We start from the raw sequence: 25,652 nt of genomic DNA, 5'->3' as shown, positions 1-25,652 counted from the left end.
ACGTCCTCCATGGTTTCTCTCACCTCCCCCGTGAAGGACGGGCGCCGGCCGGTCCGCTCCCCTGGGCCGGCCGGCGCCGCGGCCCGCCTCAGGACAGGCCGGCCCGGTATCGGCTGGGCGCTGCCCGCCGTCGTGTTCTTCGCGCTGTTCGCAGTCGTGCCGCTGGTACTGGTGGCCGTCCTGTCCTTCACCACCTGGTCGGGCCTGGGCTCACCGGAGTTCGCCGGGTTCGACAACTGGGTCACGCTGTTCCACGACCCGGTGATGATCAAGAGTCTGTGGCTGAGCGTGCTGCTGACCGCCCTGGGAGTGGTGGTCCAGACGCCCCTGAGCATTCTGCTGGGTGTCTGGGCCGCCGGCCCGCAGCGCAACCGGGCCGTGCTGTCGGCGGTCTTCTTCGTCCCGCTGCTGCTCTCGGCCACCGCCGTCTCGGTCCTCTGGCGGGCCCTGCTGGAGCCGAACTTCGGTATCCCCTCGCAGGCCACCTGGCTGTTCGGGGACGGCAACCTCCTGGGCGACCGTACGGGAGCCATCGCCGTACTGGTCCTGGTGAGCACCTGGCAGTTCACCCCGCTCCACGCGCTGATCTACCAGGGCGCGGCCCGCGCGATCCCGGCCGTGCTGTACCAGGCGGCGGAGATCGACGGCGCCGGGCGGGTGCGCCAGTTCTTCCACATCACCCTGCCGCAGCTGCGCAACTCCGTCATCACGTCGGTGATCCTCATGGTGGTCGGCGGTCTCACCACCTTCGACACGGTGCTGATCCTCACCCAGGGCGGACCGGGCACCGACACCACCATCAGCGCCTACTACATGTACCAGAAGGCCTTCAAGGGCTTCGAGTTCGGCGCGGGCGCGGCCATCGCGCTCCTGCTGGTCGTGGTGGCCACCGCCGTCTCGCTGATCGTCGTGCGGGTCTCCGGCTACGACAAGATGGCCGGCACCAAGGAGGGCATGTGACCAGGCATCGCCCCAACTACCTCGCGGGCGTGGCCGTCACGCTCTGGCTGTTCGTCGTCGGTCTGCCGCTCTACGTCATGCTCGGCGCCGGTGTGCAGTCACGCGCGGACTACGGCGCGAGTGGCCCGCTGGGCTTCCCGGACCATTTCACCCTGTCCAACTACGTCGACAGCTTCTCGAACGGTTTCGGCCGGTACTTCGTCAACACCCTGATCGTGACGGCCAGTGTGGTGGCGATCGTCGTTCTCCTCGTACCGCCCCTGGCGTTCGCGATCGTCCGCAACCGGGGCCGGAGCACATCGGGCGTCTTCCGGCTCTTCCTGCTGGGCCTGGCGATCCCCGCCCAGGCGGTGATCGTGCCGATGTTCTACGTCATCAGCAAGGCCGGGCTCTACGACAACCTGATCGGCGTCATCCTGCCGACGGCGGCGTTCTGCATGCCGGTCTGCGTACTCATCCTGACCGGCACCATGCGCGACATCACCGACGACCTCTTCGAGGCGATGGCCATCGACGGGGCCGACGCGCGGCGGGTGTTCTTCCAGCTCGTCGTGCCGCTGTCGAAGAGCGGTCTGTCCACCGTCGTGGTGTTCGCCGCGCTCCAGGCGTGGAACGGGTTCCTGTTCCCGCTCGTGCTCACCCAGTCCGAGGAGACCAAGGTGATCACTCTCGGCCTCTACAACTTCCAGACCCAGTACGGCGTCGACATCCCCGGCCTGCTCGCCGCCGTGGTGCTGTCCACCGTGCCCGTCCTGCTCGTCTACCTGTTCGCCCGCCGTGCCCTGGTCCAGGGGCTGATGGGTGTCGGAGGAAAGTGACAGACAACGTGACCACCGTCGCCCCCTCCACGCGGGCCGTTCGCGCCGCCCGGGTCGAGGAACTGATCGCCGCCATGACCCTGGAGGAGAAGCTGGGCCAGCTGTACGGCCTGTGGGCGGGTGCCTCCTCGGACGGCGCCGAAGTCGCCCCGCACCAGCACGACATGGACGAGCCGCCCTCCCTGGACGAGTTGATCCCGCACGGACTCGGCCAGTTGACCCGGCCGTTCGGCACCGTCCCCGTCGATCCCGCCCTGGGCGCACTCTCCCTGATGCGCACTCAGGAACGGATCGTCGCGGGCAACCGCTTCGGCATCCCCGCGCTCGCGCACGACGAGTGCCTTGCGGGCTTCGCCGCCTGGGGAGCCACCACCTATCCGGTCCCGCTGTCCTGGGGCGCCGCCTTCGACCCCGGTCTCGTCCGGGAGATGGCCGCGGCGATCGGGCGCGACATGCGGTCGGTGGGCGTCCACCAGGGGCTGGCCCCGGTGCTCGACGTGGTGCGCGACGCGCGTTGGGGCCGGGTCGAGGAGACCATCGGCGAGGACCCGTATCTGGTCGGCACCATCGCGACCGCGTACGTCCAGGGGCTGGAGTCCACCGGTCTCGTGGCCACCCTCAAGCACTTCGCCGGCTACTCGGCCTCCCGCGCCGGCCGCAATCTGGCCCCGGTGAGCATGGGCCCCAGGGAGCGCGCCGACGTCATACTCCCGCCCTTCGAGATGGCGGTCAGGGAGAGCGGCGCGCGCTCGGTGATGAGCGCGTACACCGACACCGACGGCATGCCCGGCGCCGCCGACGAGGAGTCGCTGACCGGTCTGCTCCGGGACGTCTGGGGCTTCGAAGGCACGGTCGTCGCCGACTACTTCGGTATCGCGTTCCTCAAGACCCTGCACGGGGTGGCCGCCGACTGGGGCCAGGCGGCGGCCGAGGCCCTGACCGCGGGTGTCGATGTCGAACTGCCCACCGTGAAGACGTTCGGGCAGCCGCTGCGGGACGCGATCGCCGCCGGGGACGTACCGGAGGCGCTGGTCGACCGGGCACTGCGCCGGGTGCTGACGCAGAAGGCGCAACTCGGTCTGCTCGACCCCGGCTGGAGCCCGGTGCCGCCCGCGCTGGCGGGCGTCGACCTCGACGCGCCGCACCAACTGCGGGACAGCGTGGACCTCGACTCCGCCGCGCACCGGGACATCGCGCGCCGCCTCGCGGAGCGGTCGGTGATCCTCCTGCGGAACGACGGCGTCCTGCCGCTGGAGCGGCCCGTCCGGATCGCGGTCGTCGGGCCCCAGGCGGACACACCCACGGCGGTCCTCGGCTGCTACTCCTTCCCGGTGCACGTCGGGTCCCAGCACCCCGACACCCCCGCCGGGGTGCAACTGCCCACGCTGCTCCAGGGGTTGATGTCGGAGTTCCCCGGCTGCGAGATCGTCACCGCGGCCGGCTGCGGCGTCGACTCTCCGGTCACCGACGGGTTCGCCGCCGCGCTGCGGGCGGTACGCGGCGCGGACGTGATCGTCGCCGCTCTCGGTGACCGGGCGGGACTCTTCGGCCGCGGTACGAGCGGGGAGGGCTGCGACGCGGAGTCCCTGGCCCTGCCCGGGGTGCAGCAGCAGTTGCTCGACACACTGCTGGACACCGGTACGCCCGTGGTGGTCACGCTGCTCGCCGGGCGGCCGTACGCGCTGGGCGGCGAGGCCGTCGAGGCGTCGGCGGCGATCGTGCAGACGTTCTTCCCCGGCCAGGAGGGTGTGCGGGCGCTTTCGGGCGTGCTGAGCGGCCGCGTCGACCCTTCGGGCCGGCTGCCGGTGAGCGTTCCCCGGCACGCCGGGGGGCAGCCGTCCACCTATCTGGCGGCGCGGCTGGCGCAGGCGGGCGACTCCTCGAACATCGACCCGACGCCCGAGTTCGGATTCGGGCACGGGCTGACGTACACCGCGTTCGCCTGGTCCGATCTGACGGCCGACAGCACCGCGCCGACCGACGGTGAGCTGCGGCTGTCCTGCACCGTGCGCAACACCGGCGGCCGGGCCGGTACGGAGGTGGTGCAGCTTTATCTGCACGACCCGGTCGCCTCGGTCGTGCAGCCGGTCCAGCGCCTGATCGGCTATCTGCGCGTCCCGCTGGAACCGGGCGAGGCGGCGAGGATCAGCGCCACCGTCCCCGCCGATCTCGCCTCCTTCACCGGGCGCGGCGGGCGGCGCCTCGTGGAGCCGGGCGAGTTGGAGCTGCGGCTCGCCGCCTCCAGCACCGACACCCGGCTCACCGCCAAGGCCGTCCTGACCGGTCCCGTACGGGAGGTGGACCACACACGCGCGCTGCACGCCCGGATATGCCGGGAGCCGTGACAGATCACCCTGATGCGCGGTCAGTAAACGTAATCAACAGGGCATATGACTCGTCACAATGGGAAATCATCTGCCGGAATTCCGCGCTGCCGCGCGCCGTATCGACCGCCGTCAGTTCGTCACCCGCGCCGGCGCCGCGGCCGTGCTCGCCTTCGCGGCGAACATGCCGGCCGCCGGCGCGGCGACCGCCCGCAGGCTCAACCCCAGGGACATCACCAAGGACCCCTTCACACTGGGCGTCGCCTCGGGCGACCCGCAGCCCGGCACGGCCCTGCTCTGGACCCGACTGGCGCCCGAGCCGTACACGGCGGACAGCGGTCTGCCGGCCGAGCGGGTCGAGGTGGAGTGGGAGGTCGCCCACGACGAACTCTTCGCCGTGCTCGTCAAGAGCGGCACCGCGACCGCCCACCCCGAGTTCCACCACAGCGTGCGCGTCGAGGTCGCGGGGCTGTCGGCCGACCGCGTCTACTACTACCGCTTCCGCGCGGGCACCTGGATCAGCCCGGTCGGCCGTACCCGTACCGCACCCGCCGCCGGGGCCCGGATCACCGAGCTGAAGTTCGCCACGCTCTCCTGCCAGGCCTACTACCACGGCTACTTCACCGCGTACAAGCACCTGGCCGCCGAGGACCTCGACGTCGTCATCCACCTCGGCGACTACCTGTACGAGTACGCCGTCACGGCCGTAGGCGGCGCCCGCGACTACACCGACCGCAAGCTCCCCGCGCACTACAACTCCGAGACCGTCACGTTGCAGGACTACCGGCTGCGTTACGGCCTCTACAAGTCCGACCCGGACCTGGTGGCCGCGCACGCGGCCCACCCCTTCATCGTCACCTGGGACGACCACGAGACCGAGAACAACTACGCGGACGAGACCCCCGAGAACGACGTACCGCCGGAGGAGTTCCTCCTCCGCAGGGCCGCCGCCTACCGCGCCTACTGGGAGAACCAGCCGCTGCGCACCCCGCAGCAGCCCGACGGCCCCGACATGCGGCTCTACCGCCGGCTGCACTTCGGACAGCTCGCCCAGTTCGACATCCTCGACACCCGCCAGTACCGCTCCAACCAGGTGCAGGGCGCCAACTGGCAGGTCCCGGGACCGGAGTCGAAGGACCCCGAGCGCACCATGACCGGCGAGACACAGGAGAGGTGGCTGCTCGACGGCTGGAAGGACTCCGACGCGACCTGGAACCTGCTGGCCCAGCAGGTGACGTTCGCCCAGCGCCGCGACGTGCCCCGCGCGGACTTCAGGCTCTCGATGGACGCGTGGGACGGCTACCCGGCCTCCCGCAAGCGGATCCTGGACGGCGCGAAGGCGGCCGGTCTCGACAACCTGATGGTGCTGACCGGCGACGTGCACGTCGGCTACGGCTTCGACCTGAAGGAGGACTTCGACGACCCGAAGTCCCGTGTCGTGGGCACGGAGATCGCCACGACATCGGTCAGCAGCGACATGGACGGCGCCGAGAAGCCGTCCAACTGGTCCAACCTCACCTCGGCCAACCCGCACATGAAGTACTACAACGGACGCCGGGGTTACACCACATTCACACTCGCCGAGGACCGGGCGACGGTCACCTTCAATACACTCACCGGCGTGACGAAACCGGGCTCCGAACTCACAAAAGCGGCGTCGTTCGTCACGGAAGCGGGTAATCCGGAACTGAAGCCCGCATGACCGAGCCGAGTCGGCACAGGCCAGGATCGAGCTGAGGACTTGAGAAGACGGAGCACGGCGGTCGGAGCGGCCGCACGGACACCGCGAAAGATCAACAGACCTGCCACACCCGCGAGTTGCTGTGGCACACTGTCCGCCATGGCGGCGGCGGTGCTCGGGGGGGCGAAATGAGCGAGCCACGGTCGGCTCCGACGATCGGTCAGATCGTGCTCAGCAGACAGCTGTTGGCGCTGCGGGAGAAAGCGGGCCTCACCCGTGAGCAGGCCGGTCAGCTGCTACGCGTCACGGCCGCCACCGTTCGCCGGATGGAGATGGCGGAGGTCGCGCTCAAAGTCCCGTATCTGCAGATCCTTCTTCCCGCGTACGACGTCCCCGACGACGAGATCGACGTCTTCCTCCGGCTGGCCGACGAGGCCAACAAGCCCGGCTGGTGGCAGCGGTTCCACGATGTGCTCCCCGACTGGTTCAGCGGCTACGTCAGCCTCGAAGAGGCCGCGGTGACCATCCGCTGCTACGAACCGCACTTCGTACCGGGGCTGCTCCAGACCGAGGACTACGCGCGGCACATCCTGACCAGCGGCGCCCTTGGACAGCAGATGTCCGACCCGACGCGGATCGACCGCCAGGTCGCGCTGCGCCTGGAGCGCCAGTCCCTGCTGACAAGCACCGACGCGCCCGTCTTCTGGGCCGTGCTGGACGAGACCGTACTGCGCCGACGCGTCGGGTCGCCCGACGTGATGCGCGCACAGATCGACCGGCTGCTCGAAGCGAGCGAACTGCCCAACGTGACACTCCAGATCGCCGAGTTCGCCGCCGGCCACCACCCCGGCACGTACAGCCCCTTCGTGCTGTTCCGCTTCGGCATCCCCGAGGTGCGGGACATGGTCTACATCGAGTATCTGACCGGCGCGCTCTATCTCGACGAGGACAGCGAGGTCTCCGAACACATGGAGGCCATGGACCGGATGGTGGCCCACGCGGAATCCGCGAGCCGTACGAGGCAAGTACTGTCCGACTTCCGCGCCACGCTGTGACCGCCGGGCCCGGCACCGAACCCCCGCCGGGCCCGTACTCCCTGTTCCCGCCACCCCCCTTCCTCGGATCAGAAAGCCAACGGAGCACCGCATGAACGCAGGTACACCCAAGACCCAGGTCGACACGAGCAAGCCCCACCCGGCACGGGTGTACGACTGGCTCCTGGGCGGCAAGGACAACTACCCCGTCGACCGGGCGGTCGGGGAGCAGCTGCCCGACCTGGGGAAGCGCAGCGCCAGGCAGAACCGCGCCTTCATGCACCGCGCGTCCGCGTGGCTGGCCGGCCAGGGCGTCGAGCAGTTCCTCGACATCGGCACCGGTATCCCGACCGCGCCGAACCTCCACCAGATAGTCCAGGAGATCAACCCGAAGGCGCGGGTCGTCTACACGGACAACGACCCCATCGTCCTGCGGCACGCCGAAGCGCTGCTGTACAGCAGCGCGGAGGGCGCGACCGACTACATCGAGGCGGACGTACGCGAGCCCGAGGCGATCCTCGACCACGCGCGGGGGCACCTGGACTTCGACCGGCCCGTGGCGGTCTCCCTGATCGCGCTGATGCACTTCATCCCGGACAGCGACGGTCCGTACGACATCACCCGCACCCTCCTCGACGCGCTCGCGCCCGGCAGTTATCTGGTGCTTTCGCACGGCACCTTCGACTTCCACAAGGAGCTGGAGGCCCAGATCACCGGGACCTACGGCAAGGGCGGTATCGAGCTGCGGTTCCGTACCCGGGACGAGGTGGCGCGGTTCTTCGACGGTCTCGATCTCGTCGAGCCCGGACTCGTCACCGGACCCGAGTGGTACCAGGACACGGCCGCGCCCGAGCCCGAGGAGAACGCCGTCTACGCGGGAGTCGCCCGCATCTCCTGAGGCCCCGGCCACGCGTTCCCGGTGCGCCCGGCCACGCCAGAGGCGAGGATCGCCCGACGGGGTGACGATGGGTGGTGGTGCCTATCGCGGGAGGAGGCCCCCATGGCTTACCCGGAACGCTATGAGCTGGTGTTCGAGGAGCCCGCACCGGCGGATCCTGCGGGTCCGCCGGTGCCACGGGAGGACGTCGAACGGGACGTGGTGACGGTACGGCGTACCGCCAAGGCCGGAGCGGGCGGATTTCCGGTCTACGAGGACGACACGGGCATCGTGCGCGCGGAGATCAGCGACCGGGGCGAGGTACGGATGCTGGCGAGCGGAGGCCAGCAGGCACTCAGCACGCCGGTGAAGGCGCGGTCGCTCGGCTCGTGACGGAGCCGTCCCCGCCTTCTCGGTGAGGGGCGGGGACGGCTCCGCTGAGGCCGGGTTCGGCGGCCGGAATCGCCGGGTTCGGCGGGGTCGGTTCAAAGGGGCGTGCGCAGGCCGGAGAGGCCGTCGCGCCAGGCAGGGAGCAGTCTGTCGGCGAGGCGCGCCTCCAGTACGCCGGTGGCGTCGATACCGAAGGCAACGTCCCCCTCCAGCCACGGCTCCTCCTCCAGCAGTCCGCCGACGACCTCGTGGCGGACGAGCTGTTCGTGGGACGCGTCGCCCGCCACATGCGTGGCGTAGAAGTGCACCGCGGCCTCTCCGGCGTCCGCGCGGCGCATGGCCTCGACCAGCCTGCGGGACGTGGGCGAGGACACCACCTCGACGGCGGCGAAGTGCCCCACCAGGGCGCCGCGCAGCGCGCGGTGCAGACCGAACATCGACATGAGGTTGACGTTCGCCAGCATCTCCCCCGTCGCCGCGTCGACGTAGCGGCCGTACGCCGTGTCCAGGCCGAGGTCCGTCATGAGGCCGGCGAAGAGCCGTGAATGCATCCGGTCCGCCCGGCCGGCGCCGAACTCCTCGAACTCGACCGCGACCATCGCCGCCTTGGCCCTGCCGCGCAGCCGTGGGATCACCCAGGCGTGCGGGTCGGCTTCTTTGAGGTGGTAGACGGAACGCTGGGCTGCGTACTCACGCAGGTGCCACAGCTCGCCCTCGTCCTTGAGGTAGTGGGACGTGCTCGCGCCGTCCGGTGGTTCGAGCAGGAGGTCGGCGAGCGCCTCGTCGACGTCGGTGCGGCGTTTGGTGTCCGCGCGCAGCGCGTCCAGGAAGCGGCGTTCGAGATCGGCGCGGACGGCGAGCAGCGCGGGATCCCACTCCCAGGCGGGGTCGACGCCGCAGAATCCGCGGTAGTGCAGTTCGTAGCAGAGGTAGAGCGCGAGGTGCAGGTCCTCGCCGTACGGGTCGGCGGTGTCCGCCGTGGCGCTCGACGGAAGGGGGGTCCTGGAACCGGGTCGGCCACGCAGGGCACGTACGACTCCGTAGCTGAGGTCGCCACGGCCCGTCGGCAGAGCGGGACCGGTGGGCCGGACGTCGGCGTTCACCACTGACTTCACTCCTTGACCTGATCGAACTGATCAGCGTGCTCGGTTCAATCATTCTCGCCGTTTTACCCGAACTATCCCCTTTCGTGTTGACCTGGTCGGTGACGGCGGGCGGACCGTGGGTAACGTCCGGCGGCGCCTCGCCACCGCCCGGCGGTGCCCGTCGTTTCCGGCTCGCGGGGCGGCCCGCCCCCTTCGGCGCAGGCGTGGCGCCGGGTGCCGCCGTTCGGGTGATCGGACCCGTCGGTGGGGACCGGTCCGCGGCGCTCACCGCCCGCCGCCGGGGTTCAGCGCGTCGGCAGCGCGTCCAGCCACCGCGTCAGGATCCCGTTGACCTCCTCCGCGCGCTCCTGCTGCACCCAGTGCCCGCAGCCTTCGAGGATGTGCGAGGAGAGAAGTCCGGGGAGGGTGCTGGGGAAGTTCCGCACGGCGTCGGACATCCATGCGAGGGAGGCGTCGAGGGCACCGCCGATGAAGAGGGAGGGCTGGGTGAGCGGGGCGCCGTCCCAGGCGGCAAGGTCCTCCCAGTCCCGGTCGACGTTGCGGTAGCGGTTGAGCGCCCCGGTCGGCCCGGTCCGCTCGAACTCGCCCGCGTAGTGGTCGAGATCGGCCTCCGAGAGCCAGGCTGGCAGCCGGCCGGCGGGGAACCGGTCGCGGAGTCTGCCGCCCGGCGCCACGAAGAAGAGGCTCCCCTCGCCCTCCGGCGGCATCGTGTCGCCCGAGATCCCCGCATAGAACCCGGCGAGCCACCCCCGGACGTCCGGCTCGATCTCCGCCTCGGCGCGGCCGGGCGTCTGGAAGTAGCTGACGTAGAACTCCTCGTCGCCGCCGATGTGCGCGAACGCCTCGGTCGGGCGGGGGCCGCCGCGCGGCGCGTACGGAACGCTGAGGAGCGCCGCCGCGGTGAAGACGTCGGGGCGCAGCAGCGCCGAGCCGGCGGCGATGTTCGATCCCCAGTCGTGGCCGACGATCGTGGCGGTCTCTTCGCCGAGCGCGTGTACGACTCCGACGTTGTCGGCGACATGGGCGAGCATCCGGTAGTCCTCGACGGCCGGGGGCTTCGATGAGCGGCCGTAACCGCGTACGTCGATTGCCACCGCGCGGTACCCGGCGGCGGCGAGCGCGGGGAGCTGGTGGCGCCAGGAGTACCAGGACTCGGGGAAGCCGTGGACCATGAGGACGAGCGGGCCGGTGCCCTGTTCCACGAGGTGGATACGGCCGCCGGGGACGTCCACCAGACGGTGCTCGGCGCCGGGCGGGGTGACGGTGGGGGCTGCGGCGTACGGCGTGGTGGGCTCCGGCATGTGGTCCTCCTGTGGGTGATCGTTTCCGCTCACCATCATTCGGCGGCCGTCGCGCCCCGGCCAAGGGAACTTGCCGGGTCGGCAAATCGCCGCCGGGGGCCGGGCCCGTCTTCCGGTGCGGCATCCTGGGCCGGGAGACGAATGGCCCCCTGGGTAAGGTGCGTTTCCATGTCGGATCGACGGGTCAATTCCATGGACGCGGCCCCTTCCCCCGAGCCGGCGCCCGGCCCCCGGTCCGCCGTGGGGACGGATCTCCATCTGGAGCTGAGCGGGCGGGGATCGCGTCGTGAGCAGTTGATGCTCGCCCTGCGGGAGGCCATCACGTCCGGCCGGCTGGCGCCCGGCACGCGCCTGCCCCCGTACCGCGCGCTCGCCGTGGACCTGGGCTTCGCCCGCAACACCGTCGGCGAGGCGTACGCCGAACTCGTCGCCGAGGGCTGGCTCACCGCACGCCAGGGTTCCGGCACCCGTGTGGCGCCGCGCGCCACGCCGCTGCCCGCCGCGAAGGACCGCGCCCGCCACTGCGCGCCGCCGGCGCCCCGGCCGGCGTACGACTTCATGCCGACCTCGCCGGACGCCTCGGCGTTCCCCCGTTCCGCGTGGCTGACCTCCGCGCGCCGGGCGCTCAACGGCGCGCCGAGCGACGCGTTCGGCCCGGGCGACCCGCGGGGCCGTATCGAACTGCGCACCGCGCTCACCGAGTACCTCGCGCGCGCCAGGGGCGTACGTACCGCGCCCCACCGGATCGTCGTCTGCGCCGGCTTCGCCCATGCGTTGCGCATCCTCGGCGAGGTGCTCGACGGCGCGATCGCCGTCGAGTCGTACGGGCTCGCCTTCCACCGTTCGCTGCTGACCGGCGCCGGGCTGCGCACCGTGCCGCTGACCGTGGACGCGGACGGCGCGCGGACCGCCGAGCTGGCCTCCCTCGACGCCGGCGCCGTACTGCTCACGCCCGCCCATCAGTTCCCGACCGGGGGTCCGCTGTCGGCGGAGCGGCGGACGGCCGCCGTGGACTGGGCGCGCGCCACCGGGTCGGTGGTGCTGGAGGACGACTACGACGGCGAGTTCCGTTACGACCGGGAGCCGGTCGGCGCCGTGCAGGGGCTCGACCCCGACCGGGTGATCCATCTGGGCTCCACGAGCAAGAGCCTCTCCCCCGCCCTGCGACTGGGCTGGCTGGCCCTGCCCGAGAGGCTCGTGGACGAGGTGCTCGCCGTGAAGGGCGTCCGCGAGCTGTGGACCGGGGTCTTCGACCAGCTCACCCTCGCCGACTTCATCGCGTGCGGCGCGTACGACCGGCATGTGCGTCTGATGCGGCGTACGTACCGGCGGCGGCGCGACCGGCTCGTCGCCGTCCTGGCCGAGCGGGCTCCGCACATCGCGGTCAGCGGTATCGCCGCCGGGCTGCACGCCGTGCTCGACCTGCCGCCGGGCACCGAGCAGGACACGGTGCGCGCGGCCGGGCGTCTCGGCCTCGCGCTGGAGGGGCTCGGTGCCTTCCGGCACCCGGAGAGCACGATGCCACCGCGCGAGGGGCTGGTGATCGGCTTCGGAGCCCCGCCCGACCACGCGTTCAACGGCGCGCTCCAGGCCCTGTGCGCGGCCCTGCCGCCCGCCGGAGAACCGTTTCGTGGTCCTGCGATGTGACACCACATGGTGCAACCACTGTCCGGTTGCTATGGTCGGTCGCATGACCGCAATGACGCTCCGTATCCCGGACGAGATCAACGCATCGATCAAAGCGGGGGCGGCAGCGGCCGGACTGTCCCTGAACGCCTACATCGTGCGAGCCGCCCAGCGACAGGCCGTGCTCGACTCCGCCCGCCGACTGGCCTCGCTCGGGCTCGGCGACGACCTGGGCGGCGAGGGCGACGCCCTGTGAAACGTGGTGAGATCTGGACGCTCGGCGACGGGCGCAACGTCCTGATCGTCTCGCTGGACGGTCTGGAGGAGGCGTACGGAGCGGTCCTGACCGTCGTACTGCACGACGCGGGTCGCTACCCCGACACCGCGATGTCCGTGGTGATCGACCACCCGCTGCCGTCCACGGCCGTCGCGGTCAACCTCCAGCAGTTGAGGGTCACACGCTTCGACGGTGCGAAGCCGCTCGGTCCGGTCGACACGGCGGTGATGGACCGCATCAGCCAGGCCCTGCGCGCGGTGCTCGACCTCTGATTCCCGGACTGCTGCTCAAGAGCCGGTGAGCCCTTCACCAGGGCTCACCGGCTGCCGAGCGCTACGCCTGGGCGGTCAGCCGGAAGGTCTGGTTCGCCGCCTCGGTGCAGGGCTGCTGGGTGAGCGTGGCGCCGTTCGCCGTACCGGTGCTCACGGTCAGGCACTTGTTGCTGTGTCTGGCGGCGAACCGGTAGCGGTCGGTGGTGCCGATCCGCTGCGGCTGCCACTGCTGGTTGGTGGCGCCGGTGTAGCTCCACAGATGCGCACGCGCTCCGTCGGCGGTGGCGGTGACGCCCCCGTCGATGTCCCACACCTTGTTCGCGTGGCGGTTGACGACCTGGTAGTAGCCGTTGCTGGTGGGTCTGAACTGCCAGGTCTGGTTGTTGGCCGCCGGGGCGGAGCAGGACCACTGCTGGAGTCCGGTGCCGTCCGCCGTACCCCAACCGGTCGCGTCGAGGCACGCGTTGCTGCCGGTGTTGACCACCTGGTACCAAGTGGCCGGGTCGATGGTGCCGTTGCCCGGGTTGCCCGTGTCGGTGCCGGTCCATACGAGGGTGGCGACGGCGCCCGCCGGAATCGTGTACGTGGCCGAGCGTCCGGCGTCCGTGATCGAGAAGGTCCTCGCCGCGCTCGCGCCGTTGACGACATACGCTGCCTTGCCGCCGTCCGGGTTCTGCCAGACGACGTTCTGCACGCCGCCCGCGCCCTGGCTGGTGGAGCCGATACGGGTGGCGCCGGGCTTGACGAACTTGGTCAGATGGCCGAGGACGTAGTACTCGGCGTTGCGCGTGACCGTGTTGCCGTTGATCTCGACCACGCCGTTGCAGCGGGTGGTGCAGTGGCCCTGGTGGGGGCCGCCGTTCTGGTTCAGGGCGAGGTTCCACATGATCGTGGTCTCGCCGCCGTTGCGCATGTTGGCCACGACGAGGTTCTCGGCGTGCCACTTCAGCGTGTCGGCGAAGGTGTTGGCCGCGTTGTCACTGTCGGTGCCCGAGCACTCGGTGAAGAAGACCCGCTTGCCGGCCTGCCTGATCTGCGACTGGCTGGTGGGCTGGCCGCCGTAGCAGTGGAACGCCGCGCCGATCACGCGGTTCATGCCCGGCGTCTCGGAGAAGACCTGGAGCGGGTAGTTGGGGTGGTCCCAGTTGTGGTCGTACGCGAGGAGGTTGGTGGGCAGGTTGGCCGCCGTGAGGGTGCGGTCGAGCACCTTGAAGAACGCCGCCTGCTCGGAGGCGGTCATGCTCATCGACGGGTAACTCGTCGCGAACTCGGGCTCGTTCTGCACGGTGAGGTCGGTGAGCTTGATGCCCTGCTGCTGGTAGCCCTGGATGGCCTTCACCAGGTAGTCGGCGTAGTTCTGGTAGCGGTCGGTGCGCAGACTGCCGCCGTTGAGGCTGTTGTTCGTCTTCATCCACGCGGGCGGTGTCCAGGGGCTGCCCATGAAGCGGACGGCGGGGTTGATCGACACGGCCTGCTTGAGGACGGGGATGATCGCCTCGTGGTCACGGCCGAGGTTGAAGTCCCCCTGGTTGTCCTCGTAGGTGTAGGCGGCGCCCTGGTTGAAGTCGGTGCCGCCGAGCGGCTGGCGCAGGTAGTTGATGCCGATGCCGTCGCCCTGGGCGGAGAAGAGCGAGGTCATCAGGGCGTTCTTCTGGGCGGCCGGAAGCTGGTTGATCAGATGGCCGGCCGCGCCGGTGACCGAGGCGCCCGCGCCGGTGAACTGCTGTTCGCGCTGGGCCGGGTTGACGTTGATGTCGATGGCCTGCGGCGAGGAGTTGAAGGTGATCTGGCCCGCCGAGGCCAGCTTGCGGCTCCCGTCGGCCGTGGAGATCCACACCTGTGCGGTGGGGTCGGCGGCCTGCGCGGTACCGGACGTGGTGAGTCCGAGGCTGCCACCCAGCGTGAGCACGCTGAGTGCGACGACGGCTTTGCGAACGACGTTTCTGTGCAGGGTTCTTCGCATACGTGGGGGCTCCTGCCGGTTCGTGTGTCGAACGAATCGCCTGCGGCCCGGGGCGTCCCGCGCCGTGGCCGGGGTGGCGCATCGGCGACATGAAAGCACGCTTACTAAGTACTTAGTAAGTCGTCGTGCCGAACTTGTTTCGGACGGCGCTCCCACCGCCCGCCGAGGCCCTGACGGTGATCCGCGGAGCCGTAGACTGCGCCCGGTGAGCAACAGACGAGCGGGGGAACGGGCCGGCGCCCCGACCGGGTCCGCCCAGCCGCGCACGCCGCGCAGCCCGGGGGCGCGGCAGCGGCGCGAGGAAATCCTGCGCATCGCCATGGAGACATTCGCGGCGCGCGGCTACAACAACGCGTCACTCGCGGAGATCGCGGATCGCGCGGGACTCACCCAGGCGGGGGTGCTGCACTACTTCCGTTCCAAGGAACTGCTTCTGACGAGCGTCCTGGAACTGCGGGACCAGACCGACATAGAACAGCTCGGCCCCGACCGCCCCCGCGGTCTCGCCTTCCTGCGCCATCTGATCGACACCACCCGCCGCAACTCCGAACGCGAGGGCATCGTGCGGCTGTACGCGGTGCTCTCGGCGGAGAGCGTCACCGACAGACACCCCGCGCAGGACTACTTCCGCAACCGGTACACCGGGCTGCGGGCGTTCGTGGTGGACGCGCTGCGCGAGGCGGCCGAACTGGGCGAGGCCCGCGAGGACCTGGACGTCGAGAACGTGGCGAACGCGATCATCGCGGTGATGGACGGGCTCCAGGTGCAGTGGCTGCTGTCACCCGAGTCGGTGGACATGGCCGCGTCGACGGAGCGTGTGGTGTCGTCGTTGCTGGCGTCCATCGCGCCCGCCGAGGACTGACGCCCGGCCCGGATCTCACGAGGGGCGCGTCGCCCGCTGTTTGGCACGGATCAGGCCGGCCGCCCACTCGCACCACTCCTGCGCGTCGGCCTCGTAGCGGATGCCGCGCCGGCAGGTGAGGTAGGGCCCGAGGTGGCCCGTGGTCCGTACGAACTCCTCCTCGTCACGCCCCGAGAGGATCGAGGTCTCCGTCCTGCGGAGCGCGGCCAGCTTCTCCCGGGCCTCGTCCGCGCGGCGCCCGAGATGCGTGAGCAGCGCGTCGGGCTCGACCACGTCGGCGCACTGCACCGCCACGGTCAGCTCGTCCCGCAGGTTCGTCGGCCGCAGCGGCCCGGCCGCGAAGTCGACCAGCGCCTGGGTGCCCGTGTCGGTGAGCGAGTACAGCCGCTTGTTCGGCCGTGACTCCTGCACCACTTCGACGGCCCGGACGAGCCCCTCCCCGTGCAGCCGGGTGAGCTCCGCGTAGAGCTGCTGGGGCCGGGAGTGCCAGAAGTTGGCCACCCCGACGTCGAAACGCTTGGTGAGTTCGTAGCCACTGGCCTCGCCCTGGATCAGGGCTGCCAGCACGGCGTGCCGCAGAGACATGGCGTCACCCTATCCGGGCGGTCCGGGGCTTCCCGAAGCGTGATTACTCATCTACATTATTAGTCATGGATAAGACTACGGAGGCAAGGAGTCTTGTCGCGGTCGGCGACAGCCTCAGCGAGGGAGTCGGCGACCCGTACCGGGGCGGCGCGCTGAAGGGCTGGATCCACTACTTGACGTCGGCGCCCCCGGGGCGCCCCGGCGACATCGCCGCACCGGTTCCGGGGCTGGAACTCGTCGCGAATCTGGCGCGCAGCGGCACCACCGTCGCCACGCTGCGCCGCGATCAACTGGAGCACGCCGTCGCGCTCGCGCCCGCGTACATCACGTGCGTGATCGGGGTCAACGACGTGATCGCCGGCCACTTCGACATCGCGCGATTCGAGGAGGACTACGCCCATGTGCTCGCCGAGTTGAGTGCGGCGGCGACCGCCGGCGTCCTGACGATGACGCTGCACGACGTCGCTGCCGCGCTGCCCGTGTCGGGGGCGAGACGGGCGGAGTTGCGGCGCCGGATCGCAGAGGCGAACGAGGTGATCGAGCGGGAGTCGCGGCGCCACGGGGCCTGGATGGTCGACGCGCGCGGGGCGGCCCGTGTGGACAGGGCCGGGATCGTCTGCGTGGACCGGCTGCATCCCAACCGGCGAGGCCACCGCTATCTCGCCGCACTCGCCGGTGACGTCCTGCGCGCACGCGGCGGCGCCGTGCCGGGACCGGGGGCGGCGGTCCCCGACGCGGATCCGCTGCGCGAGCGGATCACCTCCGGGGTACGGCACACTCTCTGGGTCGTCCGGCATCTCGTACCGCCCCTGGCCGGGGCGCTGTTCACTGTCCGGAGGGCCGGGCGCGTACGTGCATCCGCTCCCCCTGCTGACCGAAAATACTGAGGAACTCCACTGCTTCCGGGCCCGCGTTGGCCCAGCCATGCGGGGTACGCGTGTCGAACTCCGCGGCCTCCCCCGCGCCCAGCACCAGATCGTGCTCGCCGAGACGCAGCCGGAGCCGCCCGGCCAGTACGTAGAGCCATTCATAGCCCTCGTGCACCCGCTGTTCCAGCTCGCCGGTCTGCTGCCCGCCGGCCGGCATGATCTGCTTGTACGCGTGCAGACCGCCGAGATGGCGGGTCAGGGGCACGATGGTCATACCGTGCCGCTGATAGGAACGCATATGGACGCGGGGGTCGCCGGTCGCCGGCGCGTCCACCAGTTCGTCGAGCGGCACGCCGTACGCCTTGGCGAGCGGCAGGAGTAGTTCCAGGGTCGGTTTGCGTCCGCCGGACTCCAGCCGGGACAGGGTACTGACCGAGATCCCGGTCGACTCGCTCAGCTGGGCCAGAGTCGTGCCACGCTCGCGGCGCAGGACGCGCAGGCGCGGTCCCACACCGTTCAGGACGGTCGAGAGGTCGTCGTCAGCCATCCCTCCATTTGCCACCTCGGCAAGAAGGTTTGTCAAACCGCGAGGCCTGGACGGAGCATCTCCAGCGGATGGAGGTGTTTCACATGAAGGTACAAAAAGTAGATTTCGATGTGGTGGTGATCGGTGGCGGAGCCGCCGGGCTGAGCGGGGCGCTGTCGCTCGCGCGGGCGCGCCGCTCGGTGCTGGTGATCGACTCCGGCGAGCCGCGCAACGCCCCGGCGTCCCATGTCCACGGCTACCTGGGACGTGAAGGCGTCGCGCCCGCCGAGCTGGTGTCCGTGGGACGCGAGGAAGTGGCCGGCTACGGCGGCGAGTTCCTGTCCGGCAGGGTGGCGACGGTCGAGGGGTCGGTCACCGACGGGTTCCGTGTCGTACTCGAAAAGGGCGCGGCAGTGGCGGAGGTGACGGCGAGAAGGCTGCTGGTGACCACCGGCCTGGTCGACGAACTGCCGCCGGTTCAGGGCATCGCCGAGCGGTGGGGGCGCGAGGTGCTGCACTGCCCCCACTGCCACGGGTGGGAGGTGCGCGACGCGCCGATCGGCATCCTGGCGACCGGGCCGCTCGCGGTGCACCAGGCCCTGATGTGGCGGCAGTGGAGCGATGACGTGACGCTGTTCCGGCACACCGCGCCCGATTTCGACGACGAGCAGTACGAGCAACTGGCCGCGCGCGACATCGCCGTCGTGGACGGGGAGGTCGTCGCACTGGAGGTGAGCGACGACCGGCTCGGCGGCGTGACGCTGGCCGGCGGGCGGGTGATCCCGGTCCGCGCGGTGGTGGTTCCGCCGCTGTTCACCGCGCGTGGGGGCGTCCTCGCGGAGCTGGGGGCGAAGGCGGTCGACGTGGAGATGGCCGGTCAGGTGGTGGGCACTCACCTCTCCACCGATCCGGCCGGAGTGACGTCCGTGCCCGGTGTGTGGGCCGCGGGCAACGTGGTCGATCCGACGGCGAACGTGATCGGCTCCGCGGCGGCGGGGCTGCGTGCGGGGGCCGCGGTCAACGCGGATCTGATCGCCGAGGACACGCGGCGGGCGGTCGAGGTGAGGCGCGATCGGCGCGAGTGACAGAAGCGGCATGTGACGCGGTGGCAGCGCGACGGCATCGATATATCGGATTGACGAAGGAGACATATCTATGACCCACGGTCAGAGCTCGGCGGACCTCCGCACCGACGGAGGTACGGACGGAGGTACGGACGGCGGCACGGAAAGCGGCACGGCCAGTGGCACGAACCAGGAGTTCTGGGACTCTCGTTACGGCGAGAGCGACCGGATCTGGAGCGGTAACCCGAACACGGTCCTGGTCAGAGAAGTCGCGGATCTGAAGCCCGGCCGGGCTCTGGATCTGGGCTGCGGCGAAGGGGCCGACACGATCTGGCTGGCCGGCCAGGGGTGGCGGGTCACCGCCGTCGACATCTCCGGAGTCGCCCTCGCCAGGGCCGGGCGGCACGCCGCCACGGCGGACGCGGGCGTCGCCGACCGTATCGACTGGCAGCGGCACGATCTGGCGGTCTCCTTCCCCGCCGGGACGTTCGATCTGGTCTCGGCCCAGTTCCTGCACTCACCGGGCGACATGCCGCGCGAGCGGATTCTGCGGAACGCCGCGGCGGCCGTCGCGCCCGGCGGGGTGCTCCTGATCGTGGGGCATGCCGGACTCCCGTCCTGGGAGCCCAACCCGCACCCCGAGGTGCACCTCCCGACGCCCGCCGAGGTCCTTCAATCGCTCGAACTGCCCGACGGGGAGTGGGAGGTACTGCTCAGCGACGAGCACGAGCGGATCCAGACCCGGCCCGACGGAGAGCCGGGCACCCGTACGGACAACGCACTGAAGCTCCGCCGTCGCGCCGTCTGACACGGCGCGTACGCCGGGGGTGCTCTCAGTCGCCGGGCGGGCTCGTCCCGGCCCGCCCGGTGATCGGGAGCAGTGCCGTTCGCAGGTCGGCTGCGTCGCGGTGGAGTACCCCCGTCATGCCGAGCGCGACGGCGGCGTCCACGTTCTCCTGCCGGTCGTCCACGAAGAGGCAGCGGTCCGGGGCCACACCCACGCGTTCGGCGGCGATCTCGTAGATACGGCGGTCCGGCTTGGCCACGCCCACGAGGGAGCTGTTGACGACACTGTGCGCGAGGTCGGTCAGGCCCAGCCTGGCCAGATCGTCGTCGAGCCACCGGGTGGCGTTGCTGACGAGCACCAGCGGGCAGTGCTCACGAACCTGCCGCAGCAGGTCCACGACCGTCTCGTCCACCCGGAAGTCGGCCGTGCTGAACGCCCGAGCCAGGGCCTCGGCCTCGTCCTGCGCCACGCGCGGAAGCAGGCCCCGTACGATCGAGTCCGCCCACTCCTCGCGGGTGATGGTCCCGAGCAGCAACGGCAGATCGTTCTCGGGCGCGAATCCGACGGCCGCCGTGGTGCCTTCGGGCAGTCCCGCCGCCCGCTCAAGGCGGGTCACCTCGGACGTGTCGAAGAAGCGGATGACGCCGTCGATGTCGCACAGCACCGCGCCGAACGTCTCTGCCGTTCCCAGAGGCTGTACCCCGGCCGGCGTCGTATCCGCCCGTCCCGCCTGTTCCGCGCCTGCCCCCATCGCCCCGCTCCTCACCGTGACTCCCTTTCCCCGGCCCACGAGGGCCCCGTCGCCAAGCGTGCCGCCTCCACGTACACGCGGACAAGAGGCCTGTTGCCGTCCGCGCGAGGGTCTCAGAGGCCCATCTCGACGTAGTCCAGGTCGGTGAACTCCACCTCGAGGCCGGTCGCGCGGCGGCCGTTGTCCTTGAAGTACCGCTCCTGGAGCCCTTCGGCGACGATGCCCCGCAGTTCGCCCTCGTTCGCGCCGGTCTCGTGCGCGGCCAGGAGGCGGGCCGCGATCTGGGGCGGGAGCAGTTCGGTGATGCGCCGCATCCGGGGGTCGTCGGTGGAACCGACCGCCGCCGTGAAGCCGAAGCGGGCACGGGTCTCGACCACGATGCCCGTACTGGTGGCGGCCTTCGTCATCGCCTCCTTACGGATGCGGGGCTGCCAGTCCTTCCGTACCTCCGCCCGCAGCCGCTCGGCGAGCGCGGCCCTGGGGCGCTTGAGGTCACCCTTGAGATAGCGCTCGACGGTGCGCTGGGAGCAGCCCAGCCGGCGCGCGACCGCGCGGGTCGAGCCCTTCTCCTTCTTCAGGAGGAACCGTATCCGCGCGCCCGCGGACTTCGGGATCGGTCGGGTCGCGGTGTTCTCCGCGGCCTTGGTGATGCTGTCACCGATGATGCCCACGGCTCCTACTCCCCCTCGGCGACGGCATCGACGCCGTCCTTGATGTGCCGCGCCGGGTTGAGGCCCTCGTCCAGCAACTGAGCAGCCCAGAGGAGCGGTTTGGTGCCTTCGTGCTTGACCATGCCGGGGCTGACGCCGAGCCGGAAGGCGCCGGGGGCCGGCCTGCCGTCGGCTGTGCGCGGCAGGAGGTCGAGCGGGCTCGGGCTGTCGGAGAGGAAGACGACGCCGTCGGAGAGCAGCGCGATCGGCAGGAGCGCGTCGTCGTCGAAGTACAGACGGCCGGCCGGCGGCGGCGCGGACTGGGTGGCGACCGCGGTCTTGAGGAGTTTGCGGTGCATGTTGGCCCGCGCGGTGGCGATGACCGCGGCGCGGATGTCGGGTCGCCAGGTGGGGCGTTTGAGGGCGGGCCAGCGCTCACCGGGTCGGTACGCGGCGCCCTGGGGTCGCTCGCGGAGCTTGCCGATCCCACCCTTGACCGTCGACTTGATCGCGGCGAGGACGGCGGCAGCGCCGGGGTCGGACCTCTTGTGGGTCTCCATCGCGGCGAGGAAGGCGTCCTCGTCCAGGTCGGTGGTGACGCCGAGTTCGGCCATCGTCGTCCGGTAGGCGTCGGCGAGACGCTTGTACCAGGGGTCCAGATACGGGCCGTTGTCCGGGCGCACCCACGCTTCGACGGGGCGGAGGGTGACGGGCAGTGCGTACGTGGTGATCAGCTCGTGCGCGTAAGCGACCGTCGGCGTGGCATACCAGGCCGGTCCGGTGGGGCGGCTGCCGCGCGGAGTGAACGGGGAGGGCAGGCGGGGGTCCATCTCGATGCCCGACAGGTCGATCAGCCAGCTGCCGGGCAGCGCCTTGTCGAAATCGGGCGAGGTGAGGTGGACGGGCTCGCCGAGGCCGACGGGCAGGCGGTTCGCCGCGGCGAGGAAGGCGGTGTTCACGTCGATGCCGACCGCGTACTTCCTGGCGCACTCGGCGTCGGTGAGCAGCTGCGGATCGCGGATCCAGTCGTGGGCCTCCTCGTCGATGACCTGGTCGGGGGTGCGCCAGTGGCCGCGTGGGTGGAGCGCGGCGACGACGGGGTGCTCGTCGGGGGCCTCGGGTGGTGCGGGGTCCACGGCGCGGGTGAGGGAGCCGGGCACCGGGCCGGAGGCCCAGATGCCGGTCTCGGCGTCCTTCACCGGCCGGGTCGGCGGGCGCAGGGCGGTCATCAGTTCCAGACCGGAGACGGCGGTGGAGCCGCACGGGGTGATGACCCGCGCGGCGTACGTGCCGAGCACACGGGCCAGTTCGGCGGGCGGCAGGGCCGCCGCGCCGGGCCAGCCGCGCTGATCGAGGGCGTCCCACGGGAGCACGGCCAACTGCACGCACTGGCGGCGTCCTTCGCGTGCCGGGCGGTAGATACGGGCCCATGGGCCGAAGCCGCGCTTCGTCATCGTCCATTTCGCCCTGGTGACCTGCTTGTTGACCTTGTGGTCTTCGGGCAGCCGCAGACCGCGCCGGTCCTCCAGTACGGCGGGCAGGCCGAGGCGCAGCGCGGCGGACTCGGTGAGGACGATCAGCGGGTCGGAGTCCCTGCCGTTGCGGTCCAGTCGGGGCGCGCCGAGTCCGGCGTCGTTGAGGGCCCATTCGACGAGAGCGGGGATGTCCTTGGCCGGGCATCGCAGGACGAGGCCGCCGGCGCAGTAGGCGTTTCCGTCGCCGTCGAGCACGGCGAGCGGACCGTTGACGAACTGGTCTCCGGGGGGCGGGAGTTGGGCGATGGGGGCGGAGGCGGGACGGCCGGGTGCGCTGTTCCTCGGTGCGGGCCGCTGCCGGGCGACCGCCGGTCGGGGCGGGGCCGGAACGGGTGGTACCGGAGCCGGCGCTGCCGGAGAGGCCGGGGCCGGGACGGGCGTTGCCGGAGAAGCCGGGATCGGGGCGGGCGCCGGTTTCACCGACGGCTTCGGGGCCGGAGCCTTGACCGGAGCGGGAGCCGGGGCCGGACTCGGGGCCTGAACCGGTGCCTTGACCGACTCCTGTCCCGGCCCCGAGCCCGGCTCCGCGTGCGCCAGTTGCTCCGCGATGCCCTCCAGGAGCTTCGCGTACGCGGCGCGCGTGGCGCCCTGCGGTTCGCTCCGACCGGACTCCCACCCCGCGACCGTCGCGCGCGTCACGTCGAGCGCCGCGGCGACCTCGGCCTGTGTGAGGCCGTAGTCGCCGCGCAGCCTCGCCCGCTCCGCCGGTTCGGGCAGATGCGTACGGCGCGGCCCCGACTTGAGGAGGGCGTCGACGGGGTCGGACTTCTTGGGCATCGGCACTCGCTCCTTCGCGCGTCAGCCCTGTGCGACGGCGGTGGTGCGGTGCGGCGGGGCCATGACGATCCGGTACATGAAACCGGATCGTAGCGCGCGTGGCCGGGTTCTACCGTCCGTCGACCGGCGCGTCCCCCGAGGTGACGGCGGCCAGACTGCCGCTGCGGGTGAGTTTGGCGTACCAGTGGGCGCTGGCCTTGGGGGTGCGCCGCTGGGTGGCGTAGTCGACGTACACCGCGCCGAAGCGCCTGCTGTAGCCGTAGCCCCACTCGTAGTTGTCGAGCAGCGACCACAGGAAGTAGCCCCGTACGTCGGCTCCCGACTCGATGGCGCTGTGTACGGCGGCGAGATGGTCGCGCAGATAGTCGATCCGCTCCGGGTCGTGGATCTCGCCGTCGGGGTTGGCGTAGTCGTCGAACGCCGCGCCGTTCTCGGTGATCATCACCGGCAGTTCGGGGTGGTCCCGGCGTACCCGCATCAGCAGTTCGTACAGACCCTGCGGGTCGATCGTCCAGCCCATGGCGGTCCGGGGGCCGGGCGTCTGGTGGAAGGCGACGTCGTCGGCGCCGGGCCACGGGCTGTGGTCGCTCACACCGTGCCCGTCCGAGCGGTGGGCGGGCGGTCCCGCGTGGTGGGAGACGAGTGTCGGCGAGTAGTAGTTGACGCCGAGGAAGTCCAGCGGGCGGTTGATCAGCTCGGTGTCGCCGTCCTGGACGAAGGACCAGTCGGTGAGGGACGAGGTGTCCGCCATGACGTCCTCGGGATACGCGCCGTCCAGCATCGGTCCGGTGAAGACCCGGTTGGCGAGCCCGTCGATCCGGCGGGCCGCGTCGAGATCCGCCTCGCTGTCGGTCAGGGGCCGTACGTGGTGGAGGTTGAGCGTGACGGACAGCCGCGCGTCCGCCGGGAGCCGGTCGCGCAGTGCCTGTACCGCGAGCCCGTGGCCGAGGTTGAGGTGGTGGGCGGCGCGCAGGGCGTCGACGGGGTCGGTTCGGCCGGGCGCGTGGACCCCGGAGCCGTAGCCCAGGAACGCGCTGCACCACGGCTCGTTGAGTGTCGTCCAGGTCTTGACCCGGTCGCCGAGCGCGTCGGCGACGAGGGCCGCGTACTCACCGAACAGTTCGGCCGTACGCCGCTCGGGCCAGCCGCCCGCCTCCTCCAGATGTTGCGGAAGGTCCCAGTGGTAGAGGGTGACGACCGGTTCGATGCCCTTGGCGAGCAGGTCGTCGGTGAGGCGTCGGTAGAAGTCCAGGCCCTCCTGGGACACGGGGCCGGTGCCGGTGGGCCGCACACGTGGCCAGGAGACCGAGAAGCGGTACGCGCCGACGCCGAGGTCGGACATGATCGCGGTGTCCTCGCGCCAGCGGTGGTAGTGGTCGGCCGCGATGTCACCGGTGTCGCCGTTGCGGACCTTGCCGGGGGTACGGGAGTAGACGTCCCAGATGGAGGGGGTGCGGCCGGCTTCCCGTGCGGCGCCTTCGATCTGGTAGGCGGCGGTCGCGGTGCCCCAGAGGAACTCGGGCGGAAAGATTCGTACGGAGGGGGATGTGGCCACGAGGGTCCCTTTCAGGAGTTGAACTGTGTGCCGTGTGCGGTGTGTTGGTCCGCGCCGCCATTCGTGGCGCGCGTGGGCGCAGGGGGCATCGGCGGGGCAGCAGGGGAGGCGGGGGCAGGAGACCAGGGGATCAGCCCTTGACCGCTCCCTGCATGATCCCGCCGACTATCTGACGGCCGAAGACGATGAACATCGCCAGCAGCGGCAGGGTGCCGAGCAGCGCGCCCGCCATGATCACGGACTGGTCGCGCACATAGCCCGCGCTGAGCTGGGTGAGGGCGACGGGCACCGTGGGGTTGGTCATGTCGAGTGCGATGAACGGCCAGAAGAAGTCGTTCCACGCGTGCACGAACGTGATCATGAAGAGGACGGCCATGGGCGGCCGGGCGATCGGCAGCACGATGCTCCAGAAGATACGGAGCGAGTGCGCGCCGTCCAGGCGCCCCGCCTCGATGAGTTCGTCGGGCAGCGCCTCCTTGAGGTACTGCCGCATGAAGAACACCCCGACCGCGCTGACCAGCGTCGGGAAGATGACGGACGGGAGGGTCTGCCCCCAGCCGAGTTCGGCCATCATCATGAACAGTGGTACGACTCCGAGCTGCGGCGGCACCATCATCGTGCCGATGACCAGCAGCAGGAGGAGGTTCCGTCCCCTGAAGCGCAGCTTGGCGAAGGCGAAGCCGGCCAGGGTGGCGAAGAAGACCGTCGACAGCGCGATGGCGCCGGCGACGATCAGACTGTTGATCATCGCCTTGCCCATGGCCGCGTCCTGCCAGGCGATCCCGAGGTTCTTCAGCAGATTCGGACCCGGCAGGAAGGGCGGCGGGGTCTGCGACACACGGGTGTTGTCGGTGGAGGCGGCCACCACCGTCCAGTACAGCGGAAAGAGGGAGACGAGCGCGGCGATGCCGAGCAGGAGGTAGGCGAGCGGTCCGGCGTGGTGCTGGCGGCCGGCGCCGGGACGCAGCGCGAGGCGCGTCCGGCGGCGGCCGGAGGTCGCGGGGGCCTTGGATGCCCGCTCGCGCGCGTCCGCCCGGACGGGTGCGGTGTCGATGGTCATGC

At 70.9% G+C, this 25,652-nt stretch carries 24 protein-coding genes; 14 read left to right on the top strand and 10 right to left on the bottom strand.

The window, feature by feature from the left end:
- The first annotated feature begins 9 nt into the window (after positions 1-9).
- From ACFWHU_RS25150 to ACFWHU_RS25120, 7 genes are all read left to right on the top strand, one after another.
- Positions 10-960: a carbohydrate ABC transporter permease gene (locus ACFWHU_RS25150; RefSeq protein WP_385800302.1), complete on the top strand. Its 951-nt coding sequence runs from the start codon at positions 10-12 to the stop codon at positions 958-960.
- On the top strand, positions 957-1,778 hold the full coding sequence (locus ACFWHU_RS25145) for a carbohydrate ABC transporter permease (protein WP_385800304.1): 822 nt from the start codon (positions 957-959) through the stop codon (positions 1,776-1,778). Before ACFWHU_RS25150 ends, ACFWHU_RS25145 begins: the two co-directional genes overlap by 4 nt.
- A complete protein-coding gene (locus tag ACFWHU_RS25140) occupies positions 1,775-4,123 on the top strand; it encodes a glycoside hydrolase family 3 N-terminal domain-containing protein (RefSeq protein WP_387227346.1) in 2,349 nt (782 codons plus the stop codon). The genes ACFWHU_RS25145 and ACFWHU_RS25140 overlap by 4 nt, the downstream gene beginning before the upstream one ends.
- 58 nt (positions 4,124-4,181) lie before the next feature.
- A complete protein-coding gene (locus ACFWHU_RS25135) occupies positions 4,182-5,804 on the top strand; it encodes an alkaline phosphatase D family protein (RefSeq protein WP_387227344.1) in 1,623 nt (540 codons plus the stop codon).
- Positions 5,805-5,971: 167 nt separating this feature from the next.
- Positions 5,972-6,838 (top strand): helix-turn-helix domain-containing protein, encoded by an 867-nt coding sequence (locus ACFWHU_RS25130; RefSeq protein WP_385800309.1) that lies wholly within the window; start codon positions 5,972-5,974, stop codon positions 6,836-6,838.
- A gap of 91 nt (positions 6,839-6,929) precedes the next feature.
- Positions 6,930-7,715 (top strand): SAM-dependent methyltransferase, encoded by a 786-nt coding sequence (locus ACFWHU_RS25125; RefSeq protein WP_385800311.1) that lies wholly within the window; start codon positions 6,930-6,932, stop codon positions 7,713-7,715.
- Between the two features lie 102 nt (positions 7,716-7,817).
- Entirely contained in the window at positions 7,818-8,087 is a 270-nt protein-coding gene (locus ACFWHU_RS25120; RefSeq protein WP_385800313.1) for a DUF6296 family protein, read from the top strand.
- A 92-nt stretch (positions 8,088-8,179) separates the two neighbouring features.
- Here ACFWHU_RS25120 and ACFWHU_RS25115 read toward each other — a convergent pair whose 3' ends face one another.
- Entirely contained in the window at positions 8,180-9,187 is a 1,008-nt protein-coding gene (locus ACFWHU_RS25115; RefSeq protein WP_387227341.1) for an iron-containing redox enzyme family protein, read from the bottom strand.
- Positions 9,188-9,474: 287 nt separating this feature from the next.
- Positions 9,475-10,491 carry an alpha/beta fold hydrolase gene (locus tag ACFWHU_RS25110; RefSeq protein WP_385800316.1) on the bottom strand — a complete coding sequence of 339 codons (1,017 nt, stop codon included), beginning with the start codon at positions 10,489-10,491 and terminating at the stop codon, positions 9,475-9,477.
- Positions 10,492-10,683: 192 nt separating this feature from the next.
- On the opposite strand from ACFWHU_RS25110, the gene ACFWHU_RS25105 reads away from it, so the two are divergent.
- Genes ACFWHU_RS25105 through ACFWHU_RS25095 form a run of 3 tightly spaced genes read left to right on the top strand, consistent with a single transcriptional unit; the run spans position 10,684 to position 12,666 of the window.
- Positions 10,684-12,138, top strand: coding sequence for a PLP-dependent aminotransferase family protein (locus ACFWHU_RS25105; RefSeq protein WP_387227613.1), 1,455 nt, complete (start codon positions 10,684-10,686; stop codon positions 12,136-12,138).
- A gap of 43 nt (positions 12,139-12,181) precedes the next feature.
- Complete coding sequence (locus ACFWHU_RS25100) at positions 12,182-12,373, top strand: toxin-antitoxin system HicB family antitoxin (protein ID WP_384319450.1); 192 nt, start codon at positions 12,182-12,184, stop codon at positions 12,371-12,373.
- Entirely contained in the window at positions 12,370-12,666 is a 297-nt protein-coding gene (locus tag ACFWHU_RS25095; protein WP_078079049.1) for a hypothetical protein, read from the top strand. Before ACFWHU_RS25100 ends, ACFWHU_RS25095 begins: the two co-directional genes overlap by 4 nt.
- 61 nt (positions 12,667-12,727) lie before the next feature.
- Here ACFWHU_RS25095 and ACFWHU_RS25090 read toward each other — a convergent pair whose 3' ends face one another.
- A complete protein-coding gene (locus ACFWHU_RS25090; protein WP_385800319.1) occupies positions 12,728-14,629 on the bottom strand; it encodes an RICIN domain-containing protein in 1,902 nt (633 codons plus the stop codon).
- 313 nt (positions 14,630-14,942) lie between these two features.
- Here ACFWHU_RS25090 and ACFWHU_RS25085 point away from each other — a divergent pair, with 313 nt between their 5' ends.
- Positions 14,943-15,491: a TetR family transcriptional regulator C-terminal domain-containing protein gene (locus tag ACFWHU_RS25085; protein ID WP_385800387.1), complete on the top strand. Its 549-nt coding sequence runs from the start codon at positions 14,943-14,945 to the stop codon at positions 15,489-15,491.
- Positions 15,492-15,506: 15 nt separating this feature from the next.
- Here the strand turns inward: ACFWHU_RS25085 and ACFWHU_RS25080 are convergent, their stop codons facing one another.
- Entirely contained in the window at positions 15,507-16,076 is a 570-nt protein-coding gene (locus ACFWHU_RS25080; protein ID WP_385800320.1) for a PadR family transcriptional regulator, read from the bottom strand.
- Positions 16,077-16,141: 65 nt separating this feature from the next.
- Here ACFWHU_RS25080 and ACFWHU_RS25075 point away from each other — a divergent pair, with 65 nt between their 5' ends.
- Complete coding sequence (locus ACFWHU_RS25075; RefSeq protein ID WP_387227338.1) at positions 16,142-16,963, top strand: SGNH/GDSL hydrolase family protein; 822 nt, start codon at positions 16,142-16,144, stop codon at positions 16,961-16,963.
- On the opposite strand, the gene ACFWHU_RS25070 is transcribed toward ACFWHU_RS25075, so the two are convergent.
- On the bottom strand, positions 16,902-17,492 hold the full coding sequence (locus tag ACFWHU_RS25070) for a helix-turn-helix domain-containing protein (RefSeq protein ID WP_387227335.1): 591 nt from the start codon (positions 17,490-17,492) through the stop codon (positions 16,902-16,904). The two genes, ACFWHU_RS25075 and ACFWHU_RS25070, sit on opposite strands and share 62 nt — an antisense overlap.
- Before the next feature lie 83 nt (positions 17,493-17,575).
- Here ACFWHU_RS25070 and ACFWHU_RS25065 point away from each other — a divergent pair, with 83 nt between their 5' ends.
- Positions 17,576-18,556: an NAD(P)/FAD-dependent oxidoreductase gene (locus tag ACFWHU_RS25065; protein ID WP_387227333.1), complete on the top strand. Its 981-nt coding sequence runs from the start codon at positions 17,576-17,578 to the stop codon at positions 18,554-18,556.
- A gap of 70 nt (positions 18,557-18,626) precedes the next feature.
- Positions 18,627-19,343 (top strand): class I SAM-dependent methyltransferase, encoded by a 717-nt coding sequence (locus ACFWHU_RS25060; RefSeq protein ID WP_385800328.1) that lies wholly within the window; start codon positions 18,627-18,629, stop codon positions 19,341-19,343.
- A 25-nt stretch (positions 19,344-19,368) separates the two neighbouring features.
- Here ACFWHU_RS25060 and ACFWHU_RS25055 read toward each other — a convergent pair whose 3' ends face one another.
- The 5 genes from ACFWHU_RS25055 to ACFWHU_RS25035 form a co-directional block, all read right to left on the bottom strand.
- On the bottom strand, positions 19,369-20,073 hold the full coding sequence (locus tag ACFWHU_RS25055; protein ID WP_387227331.1) for an HAD family hydrolase: 705 nt from the start codon (positions 20,071-20,073) through the stop codon (positions 19,369-19,371).
- Positions 20,074-20,186: 113 nt separating this feature from the next.
- Positions 20,187-20,744, bottom strand: a complete 558-nt coding sequence (gene tpg / locus ACFWHU_RS25050; protein WP_385800332.1) for a telomere-protecting terminal protein Tpg — start codon at positions 20,742-20,744, stop codon at positions 20,187-20,189.
- A 5-nt stretch (positions 20,745-20,749) separates the two neighbouring features.
- Complete coding sequence (tap, locus tag ACFWHU_RS25045; protein ID WP_387227329.1) at positions 20,750-23,035, bottom strand: telomere-associated protein Tap; 2,286 nt, start codon at positions 23,033-23,035, stop codon at positions 20,750-20,752.
- Positions 23,036-23,144: 109 nt separating this feature from the next.
- Positions 23,145-24,590, bottom strand: a complete 1,446-nt coding sequence (locus ACFWHU_RS25040) for a GH1 family beta-glucosidase (RefSeq protein ID WP_385800335.1) — start codon at positions 24,588-24,590, stop codon at positions 23,145-23,147.
- Positions 24,591-24,720: 130 nt separating this feature from the next.
- Complete coding sequence (locus ACFWHU_RS25035; protein WP_385800337.1) at positions 24,721-25,650, bottom strand: carbohydrate ABC transporter permease; 930 nt, start codon at positions 25,648-25,650, stop codon at positions 24,721-24,723.
- Between the last annotated feature and the right edge of the window lie 2 nt (positions 25,651-25,652).

The organism is Streptomyces sp. NPDC060366, assembly GCF_042725135.1.
Taxonomy (GTDB): domain Bacteria; phylum Actinomycetota; class Actinomycetes; order Streptomycetales; family Streptomycetaceae; genus Streptomyces.
Note: the sequence above shows the minus strand (reverse complement) of the source record. Positions and strands in the feature narration are given on the sequence as shown.

Excerpts from the sequence above, each read along its gene's own strand:
- tap (WP_387227329.1), bottom strand. The coding sequence starts at position 23,035 with ATGCCCAAGAAGTCCGACCCCGTCGACGCCCTCCTCAAGTCGGGGCCG.
- ACFWHU_RS25120 (WP_385800313.1), top strand. The coding sequence starts at position 7,818 with ATGGCTTACCCGGAACGCTATGAGCTGGTGTTCGAGGAGCCCGCACCG.
- ACFWHU_RS25130 (WP_385800309.1), top strand. The coding sequence starts at position 5,972 with ATGAGCGAGCCACGGTCGGCTCCGACGATCGGTCAGATCGTGCTCAGC.
- ACFWHU_RS25105 (WP_387227613.1), top strand. The coding sequence starts at position 10,684 with ATGGACGCGGCCCCTTCCCCCGAGCCGGCGCCCGGCCCCCGGTCCGCC.
- ACFWHU_RS25075 (WP_387227338.1), top strand. The coding sequence starts at position 16,142 with ATGGATAAGACTACGGAGGCAAGGAGTCTTGTCGCGGTCGGCGACAGC.
- ACFWHU_RS25135 (WP_387227344.1), top strand. The coding sequence starts at position 4,182 with ATGGGAAATCATCTGCCGGAATTCCGCGCTGCCGCGCGCCGTATCGAC.
- ACFWHU_RS25055 (WP_387227331.1), bottom strand. The coding sequence starts at position 20,073 with ATGGGGGCAGGCGCGGAACAGGCGGGACGGGCGGATACGACGCCGGCC.
- ACFWHU_RS25065 (WP_387227333.1), top strand. The coding sequence starts at position 17,576 with ATGAAGGTACAAAAAGTAGATTTCGATGTGGTGGTGATCGGTGGCGGA.
- ACFWHU_RS25060 (WP_385800328.1), top strand. The coding sequence starts at position 18,627 with ATGACCCACGGTCAGAGCTCGGCGGACCTCCGCACCGACGGAGGTACG.
- ACFWHU_RS25100 (WP_384319450.1), top strand. The coding sequence starts at position 12,182 with ATGACCGCAATGACGCTCCGTATCCCGGACGAGATCAACGCATCGATC.
- ACFWHU_RS25070 (WP_387227335.1), bottom strand. The coding sequence starts at position 17,492 with ATGGCTGACGACGACCTCTCGACCGTCCTGAACGGTGTGGGACCGCGC.
- ACFWHU_RS25035 (WP_385800337.1), bottom strand. The coding sequence starts at position 25,650 with ATGACCATCGACACCGCACCCGTCCGGGCGGACGCGCGCGAGCGGGCA.
- ACFWHU_RS25110 (WP_385800316.1), bottom strand. The coding sequence starts at position 10,491 with ATGCCGGAGCCCACCACGCCGTACGCCGCAGCCCCCACCGTCACCCCG.
- ACFWHU_RS25125 (WP_385800311.1), top strand. The coding sequence starts at position 6,930 with ATGAACGCAGGTACACCCAAGACCCAGGTCGACACGAGCAAGCCCCAC.
- ACFWHU_RS25150 (WP_385800302.1), top strand. The coding sequence starts at position 10 with ATGGTTTCTCTCACCTCCCCCGTGAAGGACGGGCGCCGGCCGGTCCGC.
- ACFWHU_RS25080 (WP_385800320.1), bottom strand. The coding sequence starts at position 16,076 with ATGTCTCTGCGGCACGCCGTGCTGGCAGCCCTGATCCAGGGCGAGGCC.
- ACFWHU_RS25090 (WP_385800319.1), bottom strand. The coding sequence starts at position 14,629 with ATGCGAAGAACCCTGCACAGAAACGTCGTTCGCAAAGCCGTCGTCGCA.